15 protein-coding genes are annotated in these 19,999 nt (G+C 69.1%); 11 read left to right on the forward strand and 4 right to left on the reverse strand.

What is annotated here, in order from left to right:
• The first annotated feature begins 51 nt into the window (after window positions 1-51).
• The 6 genes from O7543_RS27420 (at window position 52) to O7543_RS27445 (ending at window position 10,080) form a co-directional block, all read left to right on the forward strand.
• On the forward strand, window positions 52-381 hold the full coding sequence (locus tag O7543_RS27420; RefSeq protein WP_281551218.1) for an acyl carrier protein: 330 nt from the start codon (window positions 52-54) through the stop codon (window positions 379-381).
• The gene (locus O7543_RS27425) at window positions 378-6,146 is read left to right on the forward strand and encodes a type I polyketide synthase (RefSeq protein ID WP_281551217.1); all 5,769 of its coding nucleotides are present in this window, start codon (window positions 378-380) and stop codon (window positions 6,144-6,146) included. The genes O7543_RS27420 and O7543_RS27425 overlap by 4 nt, the downstream gene beginning before the upstream one ends.
• 63 nt (window positions 6,147-6,209) lie before the next feature.
• A complete protein-coding gene (locus tag O7543_RS27430) occupies window positions 6,210-7,817 on the forward strand; it encodes a long-chain-fatty-acid--CoA ligase (RefSeq protein ID WP_281551216.1) in 1,608 nt (535 codons plus the stop codon).
• Between the two features lies 1 nt (window position 7,818).
• A complete protein-coding gene (locus O7543_RS27435) occupies window positions 7,819-8,820 on the forward strand; it encodes an LLM class flavin-dependent oxidoreductase (protein ID WP_281551215.1) in 1,002 nt (333 codons plus the stop codon).
• Window positions 8,821-8,839: 19 nt separating this feature from the next.
• Window positions 8,840-9,628, forward strand: coding sequence for an alpha/beta fold hydrolase (locus O7543_RS27440; protein ID WP_281551214.1), 789 nt, complete (start codon window positions 8,840-8,842; stop codon window positions 9,626-9,628).
• A gap of 8 nt (window positions 9,629-9,636) precedes the next feature.
• Entirely contained in the window at window positions 9,637-10,080 is a 444-nt protein-coding gene (locus O7543_RS27445; RefSeq protein ID WP_281551213.1) for a PaaI family thioesterase, read from the forward strand.
• A gap of 89 nt (window positions 10,081-10,169) precedes the next feature.
• On the opposite strand, the gene O7543_RS27450 is transcribed toward O7543_RS27445, so the two are convergent.
• Together O7543_RS27450 and O7543_RS27455 are read right to left on the reverse strand one after the other, a co-directional pair.
• On the reverse strand, window positions 10,170-11,585 hold the full coding sequence (locus O7543_RS27450) for an MFS transporter (protein WP_281551212.1): 1,416 nt from the start codon (window positions 11,583-11,585) through the stop codon (window positions 10,170-10,172).
• 319 nt (window positions 11,586-11,904) lie between these two features.
• Window positions 11,905-12,270: a nuclear transport factor 2 family protein gene (locus O7543_RS27455; RefSeq protein ID WP_281551211.1), complete on the reverse strand. Its 366-nt coding sequence runs from the start codon at window positions 12,268-12,270 to the stop codon at window positions 11,905-11,907.
• A 220-nt stretch (window positions 12,271-12,490) separates the two neighbouring features.
• Here O7543_RS27455 and fabI point away from each other — a divergent pair, with 220 nt between their 5' ends.
• From fabI to O7543_RS27480, 5 genes are all read left to right on the forward strand, one after another.
• Window positions 12,491-13,327 carry an enoyl-ACP reductase FabI gene (gene fabI / locus O7543_RS27460; protein ID WP_281551210.1) on the forward strand — a complete coding sequence of 279 codons (837 nt, stop codon included), beginning with the start codon at window positions 12,491-12,493 and terminating at the stop codon, window positions 13,325-13,327.
• 38 nt (window positions 13,328-13,365) lie between these two features.
• Complete coding sequence (locus tag O7543_RS27465; RefSeq protein WP_281551209.1) at window positions 13,366-13,827, forward strand: MaoC/PaaZ C-terminal domain-containing protein; 462 nt, start codon at window positions 13,366-13,368, stop codon at window positions 13,825-13,827.
• Between the two features lie 41 nt (window positions 13,828-13,868).
• Window positions 13,869-14,675 (forward strand): helix-turn-helix transcriptional regulator, encoded by an 807-nt coding sequence (locus O7543_RS27470; RefSeq protein ID WP_281555678.1) that lies wholly within the window; start codon window positions 13,869-13,871, stop codon window positions 14,673-14,675.
• 65 nt (window positions 14,676-14,740) lie between these two features.
• Window positions 14,741-15,163: a hypothetical protein gene (locus O7543_RS27475; protein ID WP_281551208.1), complete on the forward strand. Its 423-nt coding sequence runs from the start codon at window positions 14,741-14,743 to the stop codon at window positions 15,161-15,163.
• A 317-nt stretch (window positions 15,164-15,480) separates the two neighbouring features.
• Window positions 15,481-16,374, forward strand: coding sequence for an IS982 family transposase (locus tag O7543_RS27480; RefSeq protein ID WP_281551207.1), 894 nt, complete (start codon window positions 15,481-15,483; stop codon window positions 16,372-16,374).
• Between the two features lie 116 nt (window positions 16,375-16,490).
• On the opposite strand, the gene O7543_RS27485 is transcribed toward O7543_RS27480, so the two are convergent.
• Window positions 16,491-16,772 carry an acyl carrier protein gene (locus O7543_RS27485; protein WP_281551206.1) on the reverse strand — a complete coding sequence of 94 codons (282 nt, stop codon included), beginning with the start codon at window positions 16,770-16,772 and terminating at the stop codon, window positions 16,491-16,493.
• Between the two features lie 44 nt (window positions 16,773-16,816).
• Complete coding sequence (locus O7543_RS27490; protein ID WP_281551205.1) at window positions 16,817-19,969, reverse strand: amino acid adenylation domain-containing protein; 3,153 nt, start codon at window positions 19,967-19,969, stop codon at window positions 16,817-16,819.
• Between the last annotated feature and the right edge of the window lie 30 nt (window positions 19,970-19,999).

Here is a 19,999-nt window from a genome sequence, read left to right on the forward strand (position 1 = left end):
ATCCGCCGGACCCGCGACTGCGGGCGTCTACGACGAAGGTGTGGCCAGAGCATGCCCGACGAATTTTCACTGCACGCGCTCCCGCTCGCCGAGCGACGGGATGCGGTGGAGAGCTTCGTGCTCGATCAGTTCAAAGCGGCACTTCTGATGGAGAGCGATGACGATCTCCCGCTGGAGAGCGGATTCTTCGAACTCGGCTTGACGTCCCTGAGCCTGATCGAGCTGCGCCGGACACTTGAGCGGCGCCTGGGCCTGCAGATCGACACTCGGGTGCTGTTCAACCAGCCGACGATCGCGCAGCTGGCCGACTACCTGATGCGCGAACTCGACGCGCCCGAGCGCAGCGACGCCGAACGCCGGGACGCGGAGGTCGCCCGATGACCGACACCGTCGCCCCGTCCACCGCCGCCGTGCGGTCGGCTGACCTGGACGAGCCGATCGCCGTTGTCGGCGTCGGGTTGAGATTCCCAGGCGGCTGCGACTCGCTCGACGACTTCGACGCATTCCTGCGCGACGGGCGGTCCGGCATAGTGCCCCTGCCGGTCGGCCGGTGGGACGTGGCGGCCTTCACACCCGCCGCGCCGGGGGAGAAAGGCAAGATCCATACGACCGGCGGCGGGTTCCTCGAACGGATCGACCACTTCGACGCCGGGTTCTTCAACATATCGCCGAAGGAGGCCCAGTACATCGACCCGCAGCAACGAATGCTGCTCGAGACCGCCTGGCAGGCACTGGAGAACGCCAACATCGATCCGACACCGCTGCGCAGGGGGAACGGTGGAGTCTACGTCGGAGCGAGCTCGATCGACTATGCGTTGGAGATCAGCGAGATTCCCTACGCGGAACTCGACGGTCATCTCGCGTCGGGAATCACGATGTTTCCCCTGTCCGGCCGGCTGTCGTACTTCCTCGGCTGGCGGGGACCCAGCCTCAGCGTGGACACGGCCTGCTCGTCGTCACTGACCGCTCTGCATCTGGCGGCAAGCGGACTGCGTCGAGGCGAGTGCGACATAGCGCTCTGTGCCGGGGTGAACGCGTTGCACCACCCCCGGATCCCGGTGATCTTCTCCCACGGACAGATGCTCGCCCCGGACGGTCAGTGCAAAACCTTCGACGAGTCGGCCGACGGCTACGTGCGCGCCGAGGGTTGTGGCGTACTGGTCCTCAAACGGCTGTCGTCGGCCATCGCGGACGGCGACACCGTGCTGGCCGTCGTGCGGGGCACTGCGGTCGGTCAGGACGGTGACAGCGCTGGACTGACCGTGCCCAACGGCGCAGCGCAGGAACAGACCATCCGGACCGCTCTCGCCGCGGCCCGGCTGCGCCCGGCGGACATCCAGTACGTGGAAGCACACGGCACCGGCACCCCGCTCGGTGATCCCATCGAGATGGGTGCCATCAACGACGTGTTCGCCGAGTCGCGTACCCACCAGTCACCGGTCCTGGTGGGTTCGGTCAAGACCAACCTCGGCCACATGGAGCCGGCCTCCGGTATCGTCGGCCTGATCAAGGTTGTCCTCCAGATGCGGTCAGCGACGATCTACCCGCACCTGAACCTGCGGACCCCGTCAGGGCGGATTCCCTGGGACAGCTATCCGGTCCGGGTGCCGACCGAGTGCCAACCCTGGTCGGCACCGGTACGCCGGGCGGTGGTGAACAGTTTCGGATTCGCCGGAACCATCGCGGTCGCCGTACTGGAACAGGCACCCGCGCGGCCGGCGGCGCTGACGGCCACTGGGCCGAGCGCCGCCCGGCACGTGTTCACCATCTCTGCCAAGAACCACGCCGGGCTGACCGCGCTCGCCCAGCGCTACCAGCGGCTGCTCGCCGAACAGCCCGAAGTCGACCTGGCCCGGCTCTGCTACACCACCAACGTCGGGCGGACCCATTTCGGCCAACGCCTCGCGGGCGTTGCCGCCGACCGGGCCCAGCTCGACACGCTGCTGGCCGGCCTCGACGCCCAGCCGGACGCCCGGCCGAAGGCGCCGATCCGCAAGGTGGCGTTCATGTTCACCGGGCAGGGCGCCCAGTACGCCGGAATGGGGGCCGCCCTTTACCGCCGGTTCCCGGTCTTCCGCAACTGGGTCGACCAGTGCGACGAACTGTTCGCTGGGCACCTCGGTCGGTCAGTACGCGCGTTGCTCCTCGACGAGGCGTCGGACCCGGAAGCGATCGACCAGACCTGGCTCACGCAACCCGCGCTGTTCACGCTGGAATTGGCCCTGGCCAGGTTGTGGCTGTCCTGGGGGATCCGGCCGAGCGTGCTGATCGGGCACAGCATCGGCGAGGTCGTGGCGGCGGCGGTCGCCGGGCTGATCACGCTGCCGGACGCGGTGACCCTCGTCGCCGTCCGGGGCCGGCTGATGCAGTCGGTGAGCCGACCCGGCGGGATGGCCGCCGTGCACGCGGAAATCGAGGAGGTCGAGCCGCTGTTGGCGGCTCAGCCTGAACTCGCCCTGGCCGCGCACAACAGCCCGACCCAGTGCGTCGTCTCTGGAGCCGTCGGACCGCTGGAGGAGGTGATCCGGAGGCTGAGTGAGCGCGGCGTCCGGGTGGACCGGCTCGCGGTGTCACACGCGTTCCACTCGCCACTGATGGCGGAGATCTTCGACGAGTTCCGGGCCGCGCTCGACAGGATCACCTTCCAGGAACCCGACATCGCCATCGTGTCGAACGTGACCGGTGCACCGGCCCGCTTCGCGGAGATCGGAAACGTGGAGTACTGGGTCCGGCACGTCGCCGAACCGGTGCAGTTCCTGTCCGGAATCCGGTCCCTGGTCAAGCGGGGGCGACACGCGATCGTCGAGATCGGCCCGGCCGGGGTCCTCACCGCCCAGGCACGGCAGTGCGTCAACGCCGACGACCACGTCTGGGTAGCCAGCCTCAGCCGGCGCGACCGGACCGACGAAACGACCCTGCGCTGTCTGGCGGCGCTGTACAGCGCCGGGATCGCGGTGGACTGGCGTGGCCTGCACGACCGCCGAAAGCCCACGATGTCGCTTCCGACGTACCAGTTTCAGCGGCGGCGGCACTGGCTGCCCGCCCCGGGTCGGTCCGCCACCCGCTCCACCGGGTCGGTCGGCAGCGGGCATCACCCGCTGCTCGGCAGGGACACCGGTACGCCTGAGCGCCGTGAGTTCACCAGCGAGTTCTCGTCACTGGATCTGCCGTTGGCGGCAGATCACGTGGTCAACGGGGAAGCGACCGTGCCGGCTTCGGCGTACGTCGAGTTGCTGCTGGCGGTGCAGGAGGAGCTTTTCGGTCAGCACCGTGGGGTCGTACGAGATCTGGTCCTGCACGCGCCGCTGATCCTGACCGAGCAGCCGCGTACGGTGCACACCCGGTGCGTCACTGGTCCGGACGGCACGGTGGCGGTGGAGGTGCTGAGCGTCGTCGGCGACGCCCCGATAAAGCACCTCACCGCGTTGGTCGAGGACGCCGACACCGCCGTCGGGCCGGAGGAGGTACCGCAGCCGCAGGTCCCGGCCGTGGAAGCCGGCGCTGTCTGGCCCCCGCAGTCCCGTGACGGTGACAGCGCCTACCTGGACCTGGCCTCGGTCGGCCGCGTCTACGGTCCGCTGCTGCGGCGGCTGGAAGAGGTGCTCCGCGATGGTGCCTCGATCGCCGGTCGACTCACCAACCGGCGCGTGAGCCCTGGTGAGTTCTTCCCGATCGACGTGCTCGAGGCCGCGTTGCAGGGGATAGCGGCCGTGCACGACGCCGGTCCGGCCGCCGGCCCCCTCATGATCGGAACGACGCAGGTGCTACGTCGGCCGCGAGCCGGTCAGATCCGCTTCCAGGCACGGCTGCGCGTTCCTGTGGACGCCACCGATCTCGGCTCGGTCGACCTGTGGCTGTTCGACGGGGACCGGCTCGCCGCCCGGCTGCACGGCATTCGGTGGGGGTTCCGCGACGCCACCCGGCAACGGTTCTTCACCCATCGGCTCAGTTGGCTGCGGGCGCAGCCGGATCGGCAGGTGACCGAGGCCACCCGGCGGGTGCTCGTCATGAATGCCGAGCCGGCGCTGGCGGAAGCCCTCCGCGAGGCCGGGACGCGCGAGGGCGTGGGGGTGCTGGTGATACCGGAGGCCGATGGCGCCCCGGCGGCTCTGGCCGAATCCGGCGTCACCGATGTGGCCTGGTTCTGGCGCGGCGGCGGTACGGAATTCTCAATGTCCGAACTGCACCGGCAGTCCGAAAACCACTACCGTGAACTGCTACGAGTGATCGCGGCTCTGGACGCCGCACCCGTCGAGCGGCGACCCCGGCTGTGGCTGGTAACCAGGGGGGCACAAATGCTCCCCGGCGACGAGCCGGCGGCGGTGGGGCTCTGCGCCGCTTCCTTGTGGGGATTCGGCCCGGTCCTACTTACCGAGTATCCGCAGTACCGCGCGACGCTGGTCGATCTCGCGCCTGCCGCCGGGTCGGGGATACCTGCCGACCTCGCCGATCCCGCCGACCTGGCTGCGTTGGTCCGCGAGTGGAGTACCCCCCGGCCGGACGATTTCCAGGTCGCGTTCCGTAACGGCCGACGATTCGTACGCCGGCTGCTGCCGGGCGAGAACACGCCGCCCTGGCCCGGTGGCTTCGTCGTGTCCGGGCCGGACGCGCCGGCCGGTGCCGCGGCGCGGTACCGGATCACGCCGGCTCCGACCGTCGTGCCCGGTCCGGGACAGATCGAGGTGCTGGTCGATGTCGTCGTGCCAATCGGTCCGGAGCTGACCCGCAGCGTCTGCGCGGGTACGGTGTCGCATGCTCCAGCCGACCGCGAGTTTCGCGTAGGAGACGTCGTCGTGGTCAGCTACGAAGGCGAGCCGGCGAGCCGGATAAATGTGTCGGACGCCATCCTGGTACGGCCGGGCGCGGACGCGGTTGAGATCGCGGCCGGGCGAGCCGCCGTCTCAGCTGGCCAGGACCGCCTCGCCGAGGGCGGGCTCATCCGGTACGGGCCAGACGAAGTGGATGAGGTGGCGAGACTGCTCCGGGACGGTGCCGCGCCGGGCAGTGTGGCCCTGGCCCTGACCGACGTCGGCGCGGACGCGTCCGCCACCCCGGGACGGCTCCGCCGTCTCCGGGCGGACCGGACGTACGTGATCACTGGTGGCCTGGGCGGGCTCGGTCTGGTGACTGGGCGACGGTTGGTCGAGGGCGGTGCCCGTCAACTCGTCCTGGTGAGCCGCAGCGGGCGAGCGACTCCGGAGGCGGAGTCGATCCTCGCCGAGTTGCGGGCACAGGCCGAGGTGACCGTGCTCGCGGCCGACATCAGCCAGCCGGCAGACGTGGCCGACCTGGCCGAGCGGCTGCGTGGCATGCCGCACCCGGTCGGCGGATTCGTGCACGCGGCGGGTGCGGTCGGCAAGGAACTCATCGCGAAGCTCGACTGGCCGGCGATCGAGGAGCAGTTCGGTCCCAAGGTGTTTGGCGGATGGCTGTTGCACGAGCTCAGCCTCAGCTGCCCGGAGCACGAGTTCTTCGTGATCTACTCCTCGATCGCGGCCGTCATCGGCGGCGCGACCCAGGCTCACTACGCCGGGGCGAGCGCCTTCCTGGACGCGTTGGCCACCTGGCGGAGAGCCCTTGGGCTGCCTGGTCTCAGCTTGAGCTGGGGTGCCTGGGGCGAGGTCGGCATGTCGGCCCGGCTCGACGCACAGTTGAGCCAGGAGGTCGACCGCAGCGGCGTCCGGTTCTTCTCCCCTGCGCGGGCACTGGACACCCTCACTCACCTGTGGGACCGACCGGTCGCGCATCGGGTGGTCGGCGAGTACGACTGGGACCGGATCGCGAGTGCACTGCCACTGGACAACGCCCTGTACTCGCGTGTCTCCGACGGCCGGCCGTCCGGCCCTGCCGGCAGCGATCTGCTCGAGCGGTTGCTGAGCCCGGAGGTCGACCGGAGCGCCGCCATCGGCGACTTGGTCCGAGCGAAGGTGGCGCAGGTATTGCACCTCGATGACCCGAGTGAACTTGACCCTGCCGCCGAGTTCGTTTCACTCGGACTCGACTCACTGATGACAGTCGAGATTAAGAGTGGCCTGGAATCGGCGCTGCGGATCCCGCTGCCCGCGTCGTTGACCTTCGACCACCCGTCGGTACAGGAGCTGGTTGATTTCCTGGACCGGCGGTTCGCCGCCGAGTACCTCGGCTGACCGCCGGGCCGATACCCCTACCTGGTCCCGCGGATCGGTCCCGCTGCCATTCTGGAGGATTGTGTGGAAGACCTGCCTGAACAGTGGACATTGCCGGTCACGTCCGCGGCGCATGCGCGTGACCGCGGCGATCACGTGGCGATCCGCTGTGCGGATCGGGCACTGACGTACGCGCAGCTGCACCGGGACAGCAACCGGACTGCGCACCGGCTGCGCCAGGCCGGTGTCCGTGCGGGGACCCGCATCGCCTATCTCGGCAAAGAGTCGGAACACTACTACTCGACGGTGCTTGCCGGCGCCAAGATCGGCGCAGTGCTGGTCCCGGTCAACTGGCGGCTCACCGCAGGCGAGGTCGACCACATCCTGCGGGACTCCACAGCTGAACTGCTCTTCGTGGAGCGTGAGTTCCGGCCGGTGGTCGACCGGGTGCGTCCGGATCTTCCGACGCTTCGCGAGGTGGTGGAGCTCGACGCCGAGGACCCTGACGACCCGGGTGCGGGACTGCGGTGTTGGCTGGCCGACGCGTCGGACGCTGACGTACATCACCATTGCGGTCCGCACGACCCGGTCGTACAGATCTACACCAGCGGGACGACCGGCAAGCCGAAGGGGGTCGTCCTGGCCCATCGCAGCTTCTTCACACTGCCTGCTGCGATGCGTGCCGCAGGGGTCGACTGGATCGACTGGCGGGCCGACGACGTCAGCCTCATCTCATTGCCCGGTCTGGGCATCGCCGGGATCGGTTGGTTCATGCACGGCTTCAACGCCGGCGCCACCAACGTGGTGATGCGGATGTACCTTCCGCAGGAAGCGGTCCGACTCATCCAGCAGTACAGGGTGTCCATTACGTTCGTCGCTCCCGCCATGCTCGCGATGATGCTCGCCGAACACGGTGTCGGCCCGCACACGTTCGCGTCGATGCGGAAAGTGGCCTACGGCGCCGCGCCGATCTCAGCCGGACTGCTCCGCCAGTGCCTGGAGACGTTCCGCTGCGAGTTCGCGCAGATCTACGCCAGCACCGAGACCGGGACGGTGGCGGTCTGCCTGCCGCCAGAGGCACACGTACCGGGCAGCCGACTGCTGGGCGCGGCAGGTCGGGCCTGCCCGGGCACCGAGATCAAGGTGGTGGACCGGGAAGGCCGTGAAGTCCCACCGGGCAAGACGGGCCAGGTGTGCATCCGTACCCCAGCCCGAATGCTGGGCTACTGGAATCTGCCCGACGCCACGGCACAGACGCTCGTTGGTGACTGGCTGTACATGGGTGACGCCGGCCGGCTCGACGAAGACGGCCACCTCTTCCTCGGCGATCGGATCAACGACACCATCATCGTGGCCGGGCAGAACGTGTACCCGGCAGAGGTCGAGAAGGAGCTCGCCGACCATCCCGCAGTCGCCGACGTCGCCGTGGTGGGGATGCCGCACCCCCGCTGGGGCGATGCGGTCCACGCCTGTGTGGTGCTGCGCCCCCAGCGCCAGGCGACCCGTCGCGAGCTGCTGATGTTCCTCCGCGGTCGGGTAGCCGATTACAAGATCCCGGTCGAATATCACATTGTCGAGGATCTGCCGCGCAATCCGTCGGGAAAGATTCTCCGCCGACTGGTCCGGGAACGCCTTGCCGCCGGGGCCGCTGCCGACCTCGCAGTCGCTTCGTCAGCATCGGAAGGAGACTGAGGTGTCCGTCATCGACCAGCCCTTTCGGATCGGGGTTCTGCTGCCGACCCGGGAACAGGCGATAACCGACAACATCGACATGGCGCAGATCCTTGACTTCGCGCGGCGAGCCGAGCTGCTGGGCTTCGACTCGTTGTGGACCGGAGACTCGCTGGTGGCGCGGCCGCGGTTGGACCCGCTGGTGGTGCTCGCCGCCTGCGCCGCCGTGACCAGCCAGGTTACTCTCGGTACGGCCGCTATGACGCCGGCATTGCGGCATCCGCTGATCGGCGCCAACATGATCGCCAGCCTTGATCATGCCTGTGCCGGCCGGCTGGCTCTCGGCCTCGGCTCGGGATTTCCGATCCCTGAGACGGAGGAGGAGTTCGGCATCGTCGGCGCTGTCTTCCCCGGCCGCGCCAGCCGGCTCGACGAGATCGCCGACCTGTGGCGGGCGGCCTGGGGCGCCAGCCGCAGTGACGGTCAGGTCGACTTCACCGGACGGTACTGGCAGGCGAGCGGCCTGCACCGGCTGCCCACGCCCTACCGGACCGGAGGACCGCCGCTCTGGCTGGCCAGCAGCGACACCCCCCGGGTGCTGCGGCGGGTCGCCGAACGGTACGACGGGTGGCTGCCCTTCCTACCCACGGCGTCTGCGTACGACACGGCCTGGCAGACGGTGCTGGCGCACTGCCGGGAGCTGGGCCGACCGCAGGGCGCGGTGACCCCAGGCCTGTACGCCACGGTGACCATCGGTGACAGCAAGGCCGAGGCCGAGGCTGAGTTGGCGGACTACCTGCACCGGTACTACGGCCGGTCGTTGGAGACGATGGCCAGGATTCAGGCGTACGGCTGGGGCAGGGCCGAGGAGTGCGCCGACTGGCTGCTGGGATACCTGCGTTCCGGCACCCGGCACGTGGTGATCCGGATCGGGTCGCTGGATCCCAGCCGGCAGCTGGACCAACTGGGCGCGGTGGTCCTGCCGGCGCTGCGAGAAGCAGCCGTCCCGTTGGCTACTACCTGATCCGGACCGGAGGTCGATCATGACTGACTATGTCGGGCAGACGTCGGAGGCTGGGCAGTGGCTGCATCCGCAGGAGCCGTCCGCCGACGCCAGAATCCGCCTGTTCCTCTTTCCACATGCCGGCAGCGGAGCGATCATCTATCGAGACTGGCCGGAGTTGCTGCCGTCGGACATCGCGGTTCAGGCGGTTACTCTGCCTGGCCGGCACAACCGGCGTGAGGAGGAGGCGTACGACCGGTGGGAGCCGCTGATGGACGCCCTGTACGAGGCGGTCGTCAGCGAACTCGACCATCGTCCGTACGCCTTCTTCGGACACTGCATGGGGTCACAGTTGGCGTACCAGTTGACTCAGCGGATCGAGGCCGAGGGCGACCCTGGACCGATCGTGCTCGGAATGTCCGGCTGGGCGCCGCAGGGCTTCTTCCAGCCGACGGACGAACAGAGCCGGATGTCGGAGTCGGAGATGGTCAAGTGGATCAAGAAGCTTGGCTCCTTCCCAGCGGAAATCTATGACAATCCGGAGATGCTGGCGCTGGTGGTTCCGGCGTTGCGTGCCGATCTGGCGATCTGCGCGCAGTACGTCGACGAGCCGGCAGTGGTCGGTTGTCCGGTGGTCTCGTACGGTGGGGCGTCGGATCCGCTCATGCAGCGGCGGGACGCCATGCAGTCGTGGCGCGACCGTACTCCCCGGTACCTCGGCAACAGTGAGTTCCCTGGCGGCCATTTCTACATCGACGCCCACGCACTGACCGTCACTACCGACTTCGCGCGTCACCTCTACCGGCTCGAATCGTCGAGGGTCCGTTGACACCGTCCGTGGACGGCCGTGACGAGGCCACCGCAGCGGCCGTCACCAGCCGGACCCTGCCGGACATCATGCCGATGTCGGCGACCCTCGATATCCGGTTTGGACAGCTGAACCAGGACTGGGTAGTCGGCGAGATGGACTGGCAGGCGCGGCTCTGCACGGCCGGCGGCGTGCTGCACGGGGGCGCCCTGGTCACCTTGGCGGATTCGGTGGCGGGTGTGTGCGCTTATCTGAACATTCCCGCTCGCGCGGTTACCTCGACCATCGAGCTGAAGGTGAACTTCTTCGCCCCGGTCCGGCAGGGTACGGTGCGAGCGGTTGCGAGGCCGTTGAGCGTCGGTCGTAGTGTCGTCGTGGTTCAGACGGATCTGCAGCTTGTGCAGGCCGGGCTGGCAGACGGTGAGCATCCTGCGGTGGGGATCGTCGTTCAGTCCCAGATCGTGCTCGGCTGACGCGCTCACGCCGTTCGACACAGACGGTAGCTCCACCGGGGTGTCCGCGAACCGTCCACGGTTTGCGGACACCCCGATTGCGTGCGGGGTCAGTTCCTGCGGTAGCCGGCCTGTTCCACCTGCACTGGTAGGTCGACCGACGTCCCGGTGGTGCGGTCGCCGAGCCGCAGGACCGCGACGATCATGACGACCACGCAACCGGCGATGACGGTGAACAACCAACCGGCGCCGGCGTTGGTAAGGATCGGTAGTAGAACGAAGGGCAGCAGAGCGGCGCTGAGCCGCGACAGCGAGTAGGCCGCGCCGGCCGCAGTCGTTCGGAACGCGGTGGGGTACTGTTCGGACAGATAGACGTGCGACGCGGTGGAGAACACGTTGCTCAGCAACGTGTAGCTGAAGCCGAAGGCGACGATGGCGACGGCGTTGCCGGCCAGGCCGAAGCCGATGCCGCTCGCCGCCATCAGCGTGGCCGACACACAAATCAGCGTCCGTCGCTCGACGCGGTCGAGAATGGGCACGGACAGTAGGGAACCGATCGGATAGCCGAGGAAGGACATCGCGGTGTAGCCGAGCCCGGCGACGATGTCGAATCCCTTGACCGCGAGCACCTGTGGTGCCAACGTGCCGAATCCGTAGTATGCCGTCACCGAAAGCAGGCAGAACGTCCAGAGCATGACGGTGCGGCGCCAGTACAGCGGCCCGAATAGCTCGCGGTAGCCGGGGCGGGGGCGGGGGCGGGGGCGGGGGCGTCCGAGCATGCTCGGTGTCGTGCCGGCCGGTGGCTGCTGGATTCCGGCCTGCCGTTCGAGCCCGCTGACGATTGCCTCGGCTTCGGCGGTCCGGCCCTGTTCGGCCAGCCAGCGTGGGGATTCGACCAGCCTGCGCCGCAGGATCCAGATGAGCGCGGTGCCGAGCGCGCCGATGATGAACACCCAACGCCAGCCAGCGAGTCCCAGGATCGTCCGCGGTGCGAGCCAGAGCGCGGTGAACCCGACGGCAGGAACGCCGCAGAAGGCGATGCAGTAGGCCCAGCCGATGAAGCGTCCGCGGCGGCGGGCGGGCAGTACCTCCGCCAGGTAACAGTCTGCCAGTGTCTGCTCTGCGCCGATCCCCACACCGGCGATGAAACGGGTAACGATCAGCCAGGCGACGTTCGGCGAGAATGCACCGAGCAGGGTGAAGACGCTGTAGACGGCGAGGTTGAGCATGAACGCCCGACGGCGTCCAATGATGTCGGACAATCGGCCGAGCAGTATCGATCCGAAGAACTGGCCGATGAATCCGGACGCCAGAAAGAGCTTGAGGGCGTTGCCGTCGACACCGAACTCGACCTGTAGGACCTTGGACACCGTGCCCGACAGGTTGCTGTCGAAGTAGTCGAAGAACAGCCCGAGACCGATCAGCAGGGTGAGCGTACGGTGCGCGCCGGTGATCGGCATCCGGTCGAGCCGGGTGCCGATCGACGAACTGTACGCCGGCTCGGACATGGTGGTGGAGTGCGTCAAGGGGAGCTCCAGCCGTCAGGCCGCCCGCTCACCGGTGGGCCGGCACGAAGCCAGTCAGCCGAACCGTCACGTCGCCGGCAGCGGGCGGCAGGTTGCCGGCGGTGGCCAGGGTCGCCCGGCGCGACAGGAGGGGTCGCCGTGGTACGGGCGCGCTGCCCGGACGGCGAGCAGAACGGTTCGGCCGCCACCCCGCGACGGGTTGCGGCCTCAGGGCAGCGGCGATCTGGCCAAGGCCCATTGGTGTGAGCCTTGGCCAGATCGCCGCCGGACAAGGAGCCCGAAGGCCGGATGGCCAGGCCATCCGTGGGGAAGGGGCCGGTCAGCCGGGAAGTTTGTCCAGGAACCCGTAGATCGTTGCGAGCCGGCCGTCCGAACCGACCTTGATCACGTCGAACCCGATCGCCAAGGGCTCGTCCGCTCCCGCCGGCGCTAGCCCCCAGGTGAAGCGGGCCAGGTCGTGGTGGGCGTCGACGGCGCCGGCGAGCGTGAACACCATCCCGGGGAACTGCTGTTGCACCGCGCCGATGAGTGCGTTGAACGCCTCGTGTCCGCTTACGTCCGCCATCGGGTCGGTGAAGACGATGCTCTCCTGGCAGAGATCGCGAATCTGCTGCGTGCGCGCCTGTGCGTCCGGCTCGTTCCAGATCTCGAGGTACCGTTCGACGATCTTGGTGACTTCACTCATGAAACGCCTAGCTCCGTTTCGGTAGAGGCAGCCAAGCTGCTGGGGTCGACAGTCGATGAAAATATGGCACGCTGCGGTCGGCCCGTCGATTACCTGGTGGGTAATGAGGGCTGAGATGGCCGGATCAGTGCTCTGTCAATGTCTCGTCAGCTGGCTGTCGGACAATGAAGACGACAGGAAAGCGGAAAGGCCGCGACGCCGGCCTTCACCCTCGACGACGATGGGAGATACGATGCTATTGGCTGGCAGGAAGATCCTGGTCACCGGCGTGCTCACCGACCGATCGATAGCATTCGCCGCCGCCCGACTGGCGCAGGAGCAGGGCGCGGAAATCGTCCTCACGGGATTCGGGCGAGGGCTGTCGATTACCATGGTCGTGGCAGAGAGACTGCCACGACCATGTCCGGTGCTGGAGCTCGACCTCACTGATCCCGATCACCTGGTGGCTGCGGCAGCCGATTTGCAGTCACGATGGGGACGGTTGGACGGCCTCCTGCACGCCGCCGCTTTCGCGCCGCCGTCGGCGTTGGACGGCAACTTCCTGCACACGCCGTGGCCTGACGTGGCGCGGGCGATCGAGGTCTCCACCTACTCCTTCGCGGCGATCGTTCGAGCGTGCGCTCCGTTGTTGGCGAAGGCCGGTGGCGGATCGGTCGTCGGTCTCGACTTCGACGCCCGCCAGGCCTGGCCCGGCTACGACTGGATGGGGGTGGCGAAGGCCGGCCTGGAGAGCTGCTGTCGGTATCTGGCCCACGCGCTGGGGCCGCAGGGCACCCGGGTGAACCTGGTGGCCTCCGGCCCGCTGCGGACCGTCGCGGCCACGGCGATCGCCTCGTTCGGGACGCTGCAGACGGCCTGGGACCGGTCGCCGTTGCCCTGGGACGTGAATGACGCCCTGCCGGTCGGCCGGGTGATCTGCGCACTCTGGTCGGACTGGCTGCCTGCGGTGACCGGCGAGGTGATCCACGCCGACGGCGGGGTGCATGCGATGGGCGCGGCTTCGGTACCGACGGCCGCCGCCACCAGCGGGAGGCGCGACGCCGCCGAGGTGCGCTGATGCATCGGCTGGCCTGTCCTGCCAATCTGCCTGCACTGGTGGGAGCCGACCTCGGCACCAGCGACTGGAAGCGGATCGACCAAGAGCTGATCGACGACTTCGCGCGCATCACTGGTGACCGGCAGTGGATCCACGTCGACCCGGGCCGGGCCGGGGCCGGGCCATTCGGCCGCCCGGTGGCGCACGGTTTTCTGGTGGTGGCACTCATTCCTGCGATGATCGACGAGGTGATCACCGTGGACGGGGTGGACCATGTCCTGAACAAGGGCGTGGACGGGATTCGGCTCGGCGCCGCAGTGGGCGTCGGGGCGTGCCTGCGTGCCCAGATCGAGTTGCGGTCGGCGCGGGCACGCCCGCGGGGGTACTGGGAGTCGGTCTTCGGCGTACAGCTGGAGACCAGGGACGGCGCGACCCCGACGGTCGTGCTGCGGACCAGCGTCACCTACCTGTACGGTGCTGGCGACCGCCAGCCTGTTCGAAAGACCTTACCTGCTAGGTAATCGACGCGATGTAGTCGGTGGTGCACAATGAGCTGATGTCCATCACCATGACCAGGTCGGCTGCTGGTGAGCTGTTGCGGGACTGGCGGCGGCGCCGGCGGCTCAGCCAGCTCGAACTCGCCATCAGGGCAAACATCTCCACCCGCCATCTCAGCTTCCTGGAGACCGGCAGGTCGGCCCCAAGCCGGGAGATGGTGCTCCAACTCGCAGACCAGCTCGACCTGTCGTTGCGCGAGCGCAACCGACTGCTGATGGCGGCCGGCTACGCGCCGGTGTACTCGGAGACGCCGTTGGACGAGCCGTCGATGTCGCTGATCCGGGCTGCGGTCCGCCAGGTACTGACCGGCCACGAGCCCTATCCAGCGGTCGTCGTGGACCGGGGTTGGAATCTCGTTGAAGCGAACACCAGCCTCGGCGTGCTGACCGATCTCGTTTCGCCGTCACTGCTCGCCCCACCGGCGAACGTTCTGCGGGCAAGCCTGCACCCGGAAGGGCTGGCACCACACATCGTCAACCTTGGGGAGTGGCGGGCCCACCTGCTCCACCGGTTGCGTCGGCAGGTGGAGGCCAGTGGCGACCCGGTGCTGGCCGAGCTGCAGGAGGAGCTGTCCGGCTACCCGGGCGACGATTCCGGCGACGTGGAGCTGACCCTGGTCGACAGCATCGTCGTCCCGCTACGGGTCCGGCGGGGCGGGGGCGTGCTGAGTATGTTCACGACAGTCGCGACGTTCGGCACTCCACTGGACATAACGGTCGCGGAACTGTCGATCGAATCGTTCTACCCGGCTGACGAGGCCACCGCGCGCGAGTTGCGGGGCCTACCCGGTTTCGCGCTATCGACCGGCTGATATTCGGTATTTGCTTATCTCATAGGTAATCGACAGCGCGACCAATGGGCTGGCAAGGTCGTCCCATGACTACTCCTGCCGCCGCGGCACGCGGCTCCGTTGCAGACGGCACATCCGACAAGTTCCTCCGACTCGCGTTGAAGCTGGATGCCGTGGTTACCAGTCTGAATGGACTGGCGTACCTCGTGGCGGCCAGCATGCTCAGTGATCTTTTCGACCTGTCCACCGGATTCCTGCGGGGAATCGGGGTCTTCCTGCTGGTATTCGGTGTCGGCGTGTGGATCGTCGGGACCCGTTCGGTGATCAGCGCCAGCGCCGCAGGTATGGTGGTGTTCGTCAATGTGATTTGGGTGTTGGCAAGTCTGGTGGTGGCGGCTGCCGGGCTCGGTGATCCCTCCACCATCGCCCGCGTCTGGATCGTCATGCAGGCAGCGGTCGTCGGCCTGTTTGCCGTTCTGCAGATTATCGGGCTGCGCAAGCAGTCCTGACCGGGCTCGGTCGGGCGGGGACCCACTGGTGACCCGCGCACGGTTGGCCCGGGCCAGCGTTGCGGTCGGTCCGGGCAACCGGGCCGGCCGCGTCGGATCCGGCACCTGAGGTACGAGGTCTGCGGTCCCGACGTCAACCCCTATCCACCGGCGCGATCGCGGCCCGGGGCGTCACCCGCCCGGTCGACGGGACAGGGCGTCCCGATGAGCGCTGCTGCCGGCTCGACCTGCGCGACGTTCCCGCTGCTCCTAGACGAGTAGTTCCGAAGTCAGGGGTCGATGTCCGGGCATGAGGAGAGGGCATCCAAGATCATGTTGTGACGCAAGACCTGGACACCCTCTTGACCGCACTGTACGTGAAGATCGACGACAGCATCCGCACGCCCCGGTGGCGCGGCAGACCACCACTGCTGACCGACTCCGAACTGGTCTGCCTGGCCGTGGCGCAGGTCCTGCTCGGCGCCCGTTCCGAAGCCCGCTGGATCCGCTACGCCCGGGTCCACCTGGCCGGCATGTTCCCCTACCTACCGCAGCGGCCCGGCTACAACAAACGGCTCCGCGCCGCCCTCCCGCTGATCAAGAAGACGATCCGGAACCTGGCCCGCGACAGCGACTTCTGGTTCGACAACCACTGGATCGTCGACTCCACCCCGGTGCCGTGCGGCATGTCCCGCCCCACCGTGCAACGTTCGGACCTGGCCGGCTGGGCCGGATACGGCTACTGCGCCTCCCACTCCCGGTTCTTCTGGGGACTGCGCCTGTACCTGGTCTGCACCCCGACCGGGATGCCGATCCTGTGGGCCCTGGCGAACCCGAAGATCGGCGAGCGGGAGGTCCTCGCCGCGATGCTGGAGGTCGAGGCCGGTGTCGTCGCCGAACACGACGGCATCCTGTTGATCAGCGACAAGGGCTTCGCGTCCGGACCACTCGAGCGGGAACTCGCCGACCAGGGCATCACCCTGCTACGCCCGTCACGCAAGCGGGAGAAGGCCCGCTACGGCGAACCGATGCTCAAGAAGGTCCGGCAGCTGATCGAGTCGGTCAACGACACCCTCAAGGGCCAGCTTGATCTTGAGGAACACGGTGGGCGGACCTTCGTCGGCGTCGCCGTACGGGTGGCCCAGCGACTCCTCGCGATGGCCGCCGCGATCTGGCACAACAACAAGACCGGCGCACCCGTCACCCGGTCCCTGATCGCCTACGACCACTGACGGGACTTCGGAACAACTCGTCTAGTCGAGCGACCGGCTCACCCGGCACCGACGGACAGTGACGCCGTGTCGGACAGGCATCGAAGCCGGCGCCTTGGCGGGTAATGACCGATTCGTCACCCGGTGGTGGCGACCCGGTCCGGCTCCGCCTCGTCGCGGGCGTCGACGATTGCGGCCACCAGGTCGTCCAGAGTGTCCATCCGCTGGCCGGAGCCGTCGAACTCCACCTCGACGCCGAACTCGGCCTCGACGGCGTCGACCAGACGGAGCAGGCCAAGCGAGTCGACTCCCAGCGCGATCAGCGATCCGCCGCCGGTCAGCTGGTCGATCGGCACCGTGCCGCCGGTCGCCTCGTCGACCAGCTCCATCACCCGCTGCCGCAGCGTCGTCGTGTCCACCGAATCCTCCTTCGTCTCCACCTTGTTCGGCGTCGTCCGCCCGGTCAGCACCGGCCGCCGGCCTCGCGGACCAGGTTGGCGATCTCGGCGATCGTCGGCGTGTCGAAGAACGCGTCCAGAGGCACCTCGACGCCGAGCCGACGGTGGATCCGGCTACTGATCCGGGTGATCGTCAACGAGTGCCCGCCCAGGTCGAAAAGGTCCTCGTCGATGCCGATCTCGGCGATCTGCAGCACGTCCTGCCAGATCGACCGGATCGCATCGAGGACCGGGTCCGCCTCGGCGGGGTCTGGGGCGCCGACCGGGTCCGTACCGCCGGTCGTCGGTGCCGGCAGCGCGGCCCGGTCCAGTTTTCCGTTCGGGCTCACCGGTAGCCGGTCGAGCAGCACCCAGTCGGTGGGCACCATCGCCGTGGGCAGCGTTTCGGTCAGGTGCCGGCGCAGCTCGGCGACGGTCGGCGCGGCACCGCGGGGCGCCAGGTAGGCCACGAGCCGCGGCGACGCCTCGTCCGTACCGTTCAGCAGTACGGCGGCCTCGGCGAGAGCCGGATGCTCCAGCAGCCGGCCGGTGATCTCACCCAGCTCCACCCGGTGGCCGCGGATCTTCACCTGGTCGTCGGCCCGGCCGAGGAATTCCAGCCGGCCGTCGGGCAGCCAGCGACACAGGTCGCCGGTGCGGTACAGACGACGGCCGGCGTCGGTAGCGTACGGGTCGGGGACGAACCGCTCGGCGGTCAGCTCGGGGCGGTTCAGGTAGCCGTCGGCGACGCCCCGCCCGCCCAGGTACAGCTCGCCGGGCACTCCGATCGGCACCGGCCGCCGCTCTGCGTCCAGCAGGTACGCGGTGGTGTTCGGCACCGGCCGGCCGATGGTGACCTCGTCCGGCTGCGGCGGGATCTCCGCCATCGTCGCGTAGATCGTCGCCTCGGTCGGGCCGTACCCGTTGACCAGCCGGGCCACCCGTGAGCGCAACTGGCGGGCCAGCGGGACCGCCAGCGCCTCGCCGCCGGTGACCGCCACCACCTGGTCGTCGAGCCCGGCCTCCAGCAGGACCCGCCAACCCGACGGAGTCGCCTGCACATGTGTCACCCCGGTCTCGCGCATCAGCCGCAGCACCCCGGCGCCGTCGAGCGCGCTGACCCCGGAGGCCACCACCACCTGACCACCGGTGGTCAGCGGCAGGTAGACCTCGACCCCCGAGATGTCGAACGACGGCGAGGTCAGGTTGAGCCACCGGTCAGCCGGCCCACTGTCGAACATGTCCCGCATGCCGAGCAGGAGGTTGGCCAGCGCACCGTGCGGGACACGTACCCCCTTGGGCCGCCCGGTGGAACCCGAGGTATAGAGCACGTACGCCAGCTCGTCCGGGTCGGGCAGGTCCGCGGTCCACGGGTCAGCGGCCCCTGGGGCACCGGTTTCTGGGTCAGCAGTCGTCAGATCGAGCTGGTCGAGGGCGAGCACCGGTGGCCCGGCCGGCAGGGCGGCCGCCGTACCGCTGGTGGTCAGTACCAGCGCCGGCGCGGCGTCGTCGAGGATCATCGCCTGCCGGGCCGGCGGATAGTTGGGGTCGACGGGCAGGTACGCGGCCCGACTGCGCAGCACCGCGAGCAGCGCGACGACCGCCTGCCAGGAGCGGTCCAGCAGCACGGCGACCAGCGATCCCGCCCCGACGCCACGGGCCCGCAGCAGCCCGGCCAGCCGAGCGCTGGCCGCGTCGAGATCGGCGTAGCTCAGCGTACGCCCACCGTCGACGACCGCGACGGCGTCCGGTGTCCGCCGTACCGCCGCCGCGAACAGCAGCGGCACGGTCGTGTCGGCCGGGTAGTCACGGCCGGTGGCGTTCCAGCCACGGCAGACCAGCTCGGACTCGGCGGGAGGCAGCACCGGAAGGTCGGCGATCGGCTGTTCCGGGTCGGTGGCCACGGCGGCCAGCAGGGTCCGCAAATGGTCGCCGACCCGGGCGACGGCGGCGGTGGGAACGGCCGTCGGGCTGAACTGCAGGTTGATCTCCAGGTTGCTTTCCAGGTGCTCCTGGTCGCTGTCCGGTGCCGGCCCGTCGACGACCTGGATGTGCAGCGCGTTGCGGGCCGCGCCGCTGAACATCGCCCAGTCGACGGTGGTCGGCACCGCGTCGAACACAGGTCCCGGCGCGCGGCGGCGGTAGCCGATCGACACCGGGGTGAGCGCGGGCGCCGGCCGCAGCCCGGTGGCAACGTGCGCCAGCGGGACGGCCCGGAACCGGTTCAGCGCCCGTGTCTCGTCCCGGACGGCGTGCGCGAGGTCACGGAAACCCGCGTCGTCGGGCACCGGGACGGTGACCGGCAGTTCGTTGACGAACAGGCCGATCTCGTCGGCGTCGTCGGCGGTACGGGTCGACACCCCGACGCCGACCGGGACCTGCTGGTTGCCGTACCTGTGCAGCAGCGCGTGCACCGCGGCCAGCAGCAGCTCGAACCGGGTGACCCCGAGCTTGCGCCGGGCCTGGTCGAGCCCGGCGACCAGACCCGGCGCCAGGACCACCGGTACGGCGTCGCCGGGTTCGGCGCCGGTCGGCACCCGGGCGAGACCGGGCAGCACCAGCCCACCCGGGCCGGACCAGCGGGTGGCCCAGTGGTCTGCGGCTGCCGCCGACTCGGCCGCGACCCGGTCCCGTTCGGTGCCGGCCCGTGCCGCGTACCCACCGGTCGGTGCCGCCGGCAGTTCGACCGGACGACCGGCGCGGGCGGCACCGTATGCCGCCGCCAGGTCCCGGACCAGCACGTCCTTGGAGGTGCCGTCGAAGACCAGGTGGTGGGCGGTGATCAGCAGCAGGTGCCGGTCACCGTCGGCGGCGGGGATCAGGCTGAACCTGGCCAGCGGACCGGTGCGCAGGTCGTGGCGGCGGGCGATCTCCGCCGCGATCAGCCGGTCGACGCCTGCGTCACCGGCCGACGGCGTCAGCCGCTGCAGCGCCTGATGCTGCAGCGTCGGGCGGTCGGCGGCCGGGGCGAGTCGCGGTACGCCGTTGCTGTCGTCGACCCGGGTGGCCAGGACCGGGTGCCGGTCGACGACGGCGGCGCACGCCGTGGCCAGCGCTGCCTGGTCCAGGCCGGCGGCGAACCACACGCCGAGGGCCATGTGGTACGCCGTACCCGCCACCCCGGCCTGTTCGGTGAACCAGACGGCGTGCTGTGCGTACGTCGCTTCGGCGGTGCCCACGGGATCCTCCTGGTACTGCTGTTGTCTTGT

Origin of the sequence: Solwaraspora sp. WMMA2080 (genome assembly GCF_027497395.1) — a bacterium.
Lineage (GTDB): Bacteria > Actinomycetota > Actinomycetes > Mycobacteriales > Micromonosporaceae > Micromonospora_E.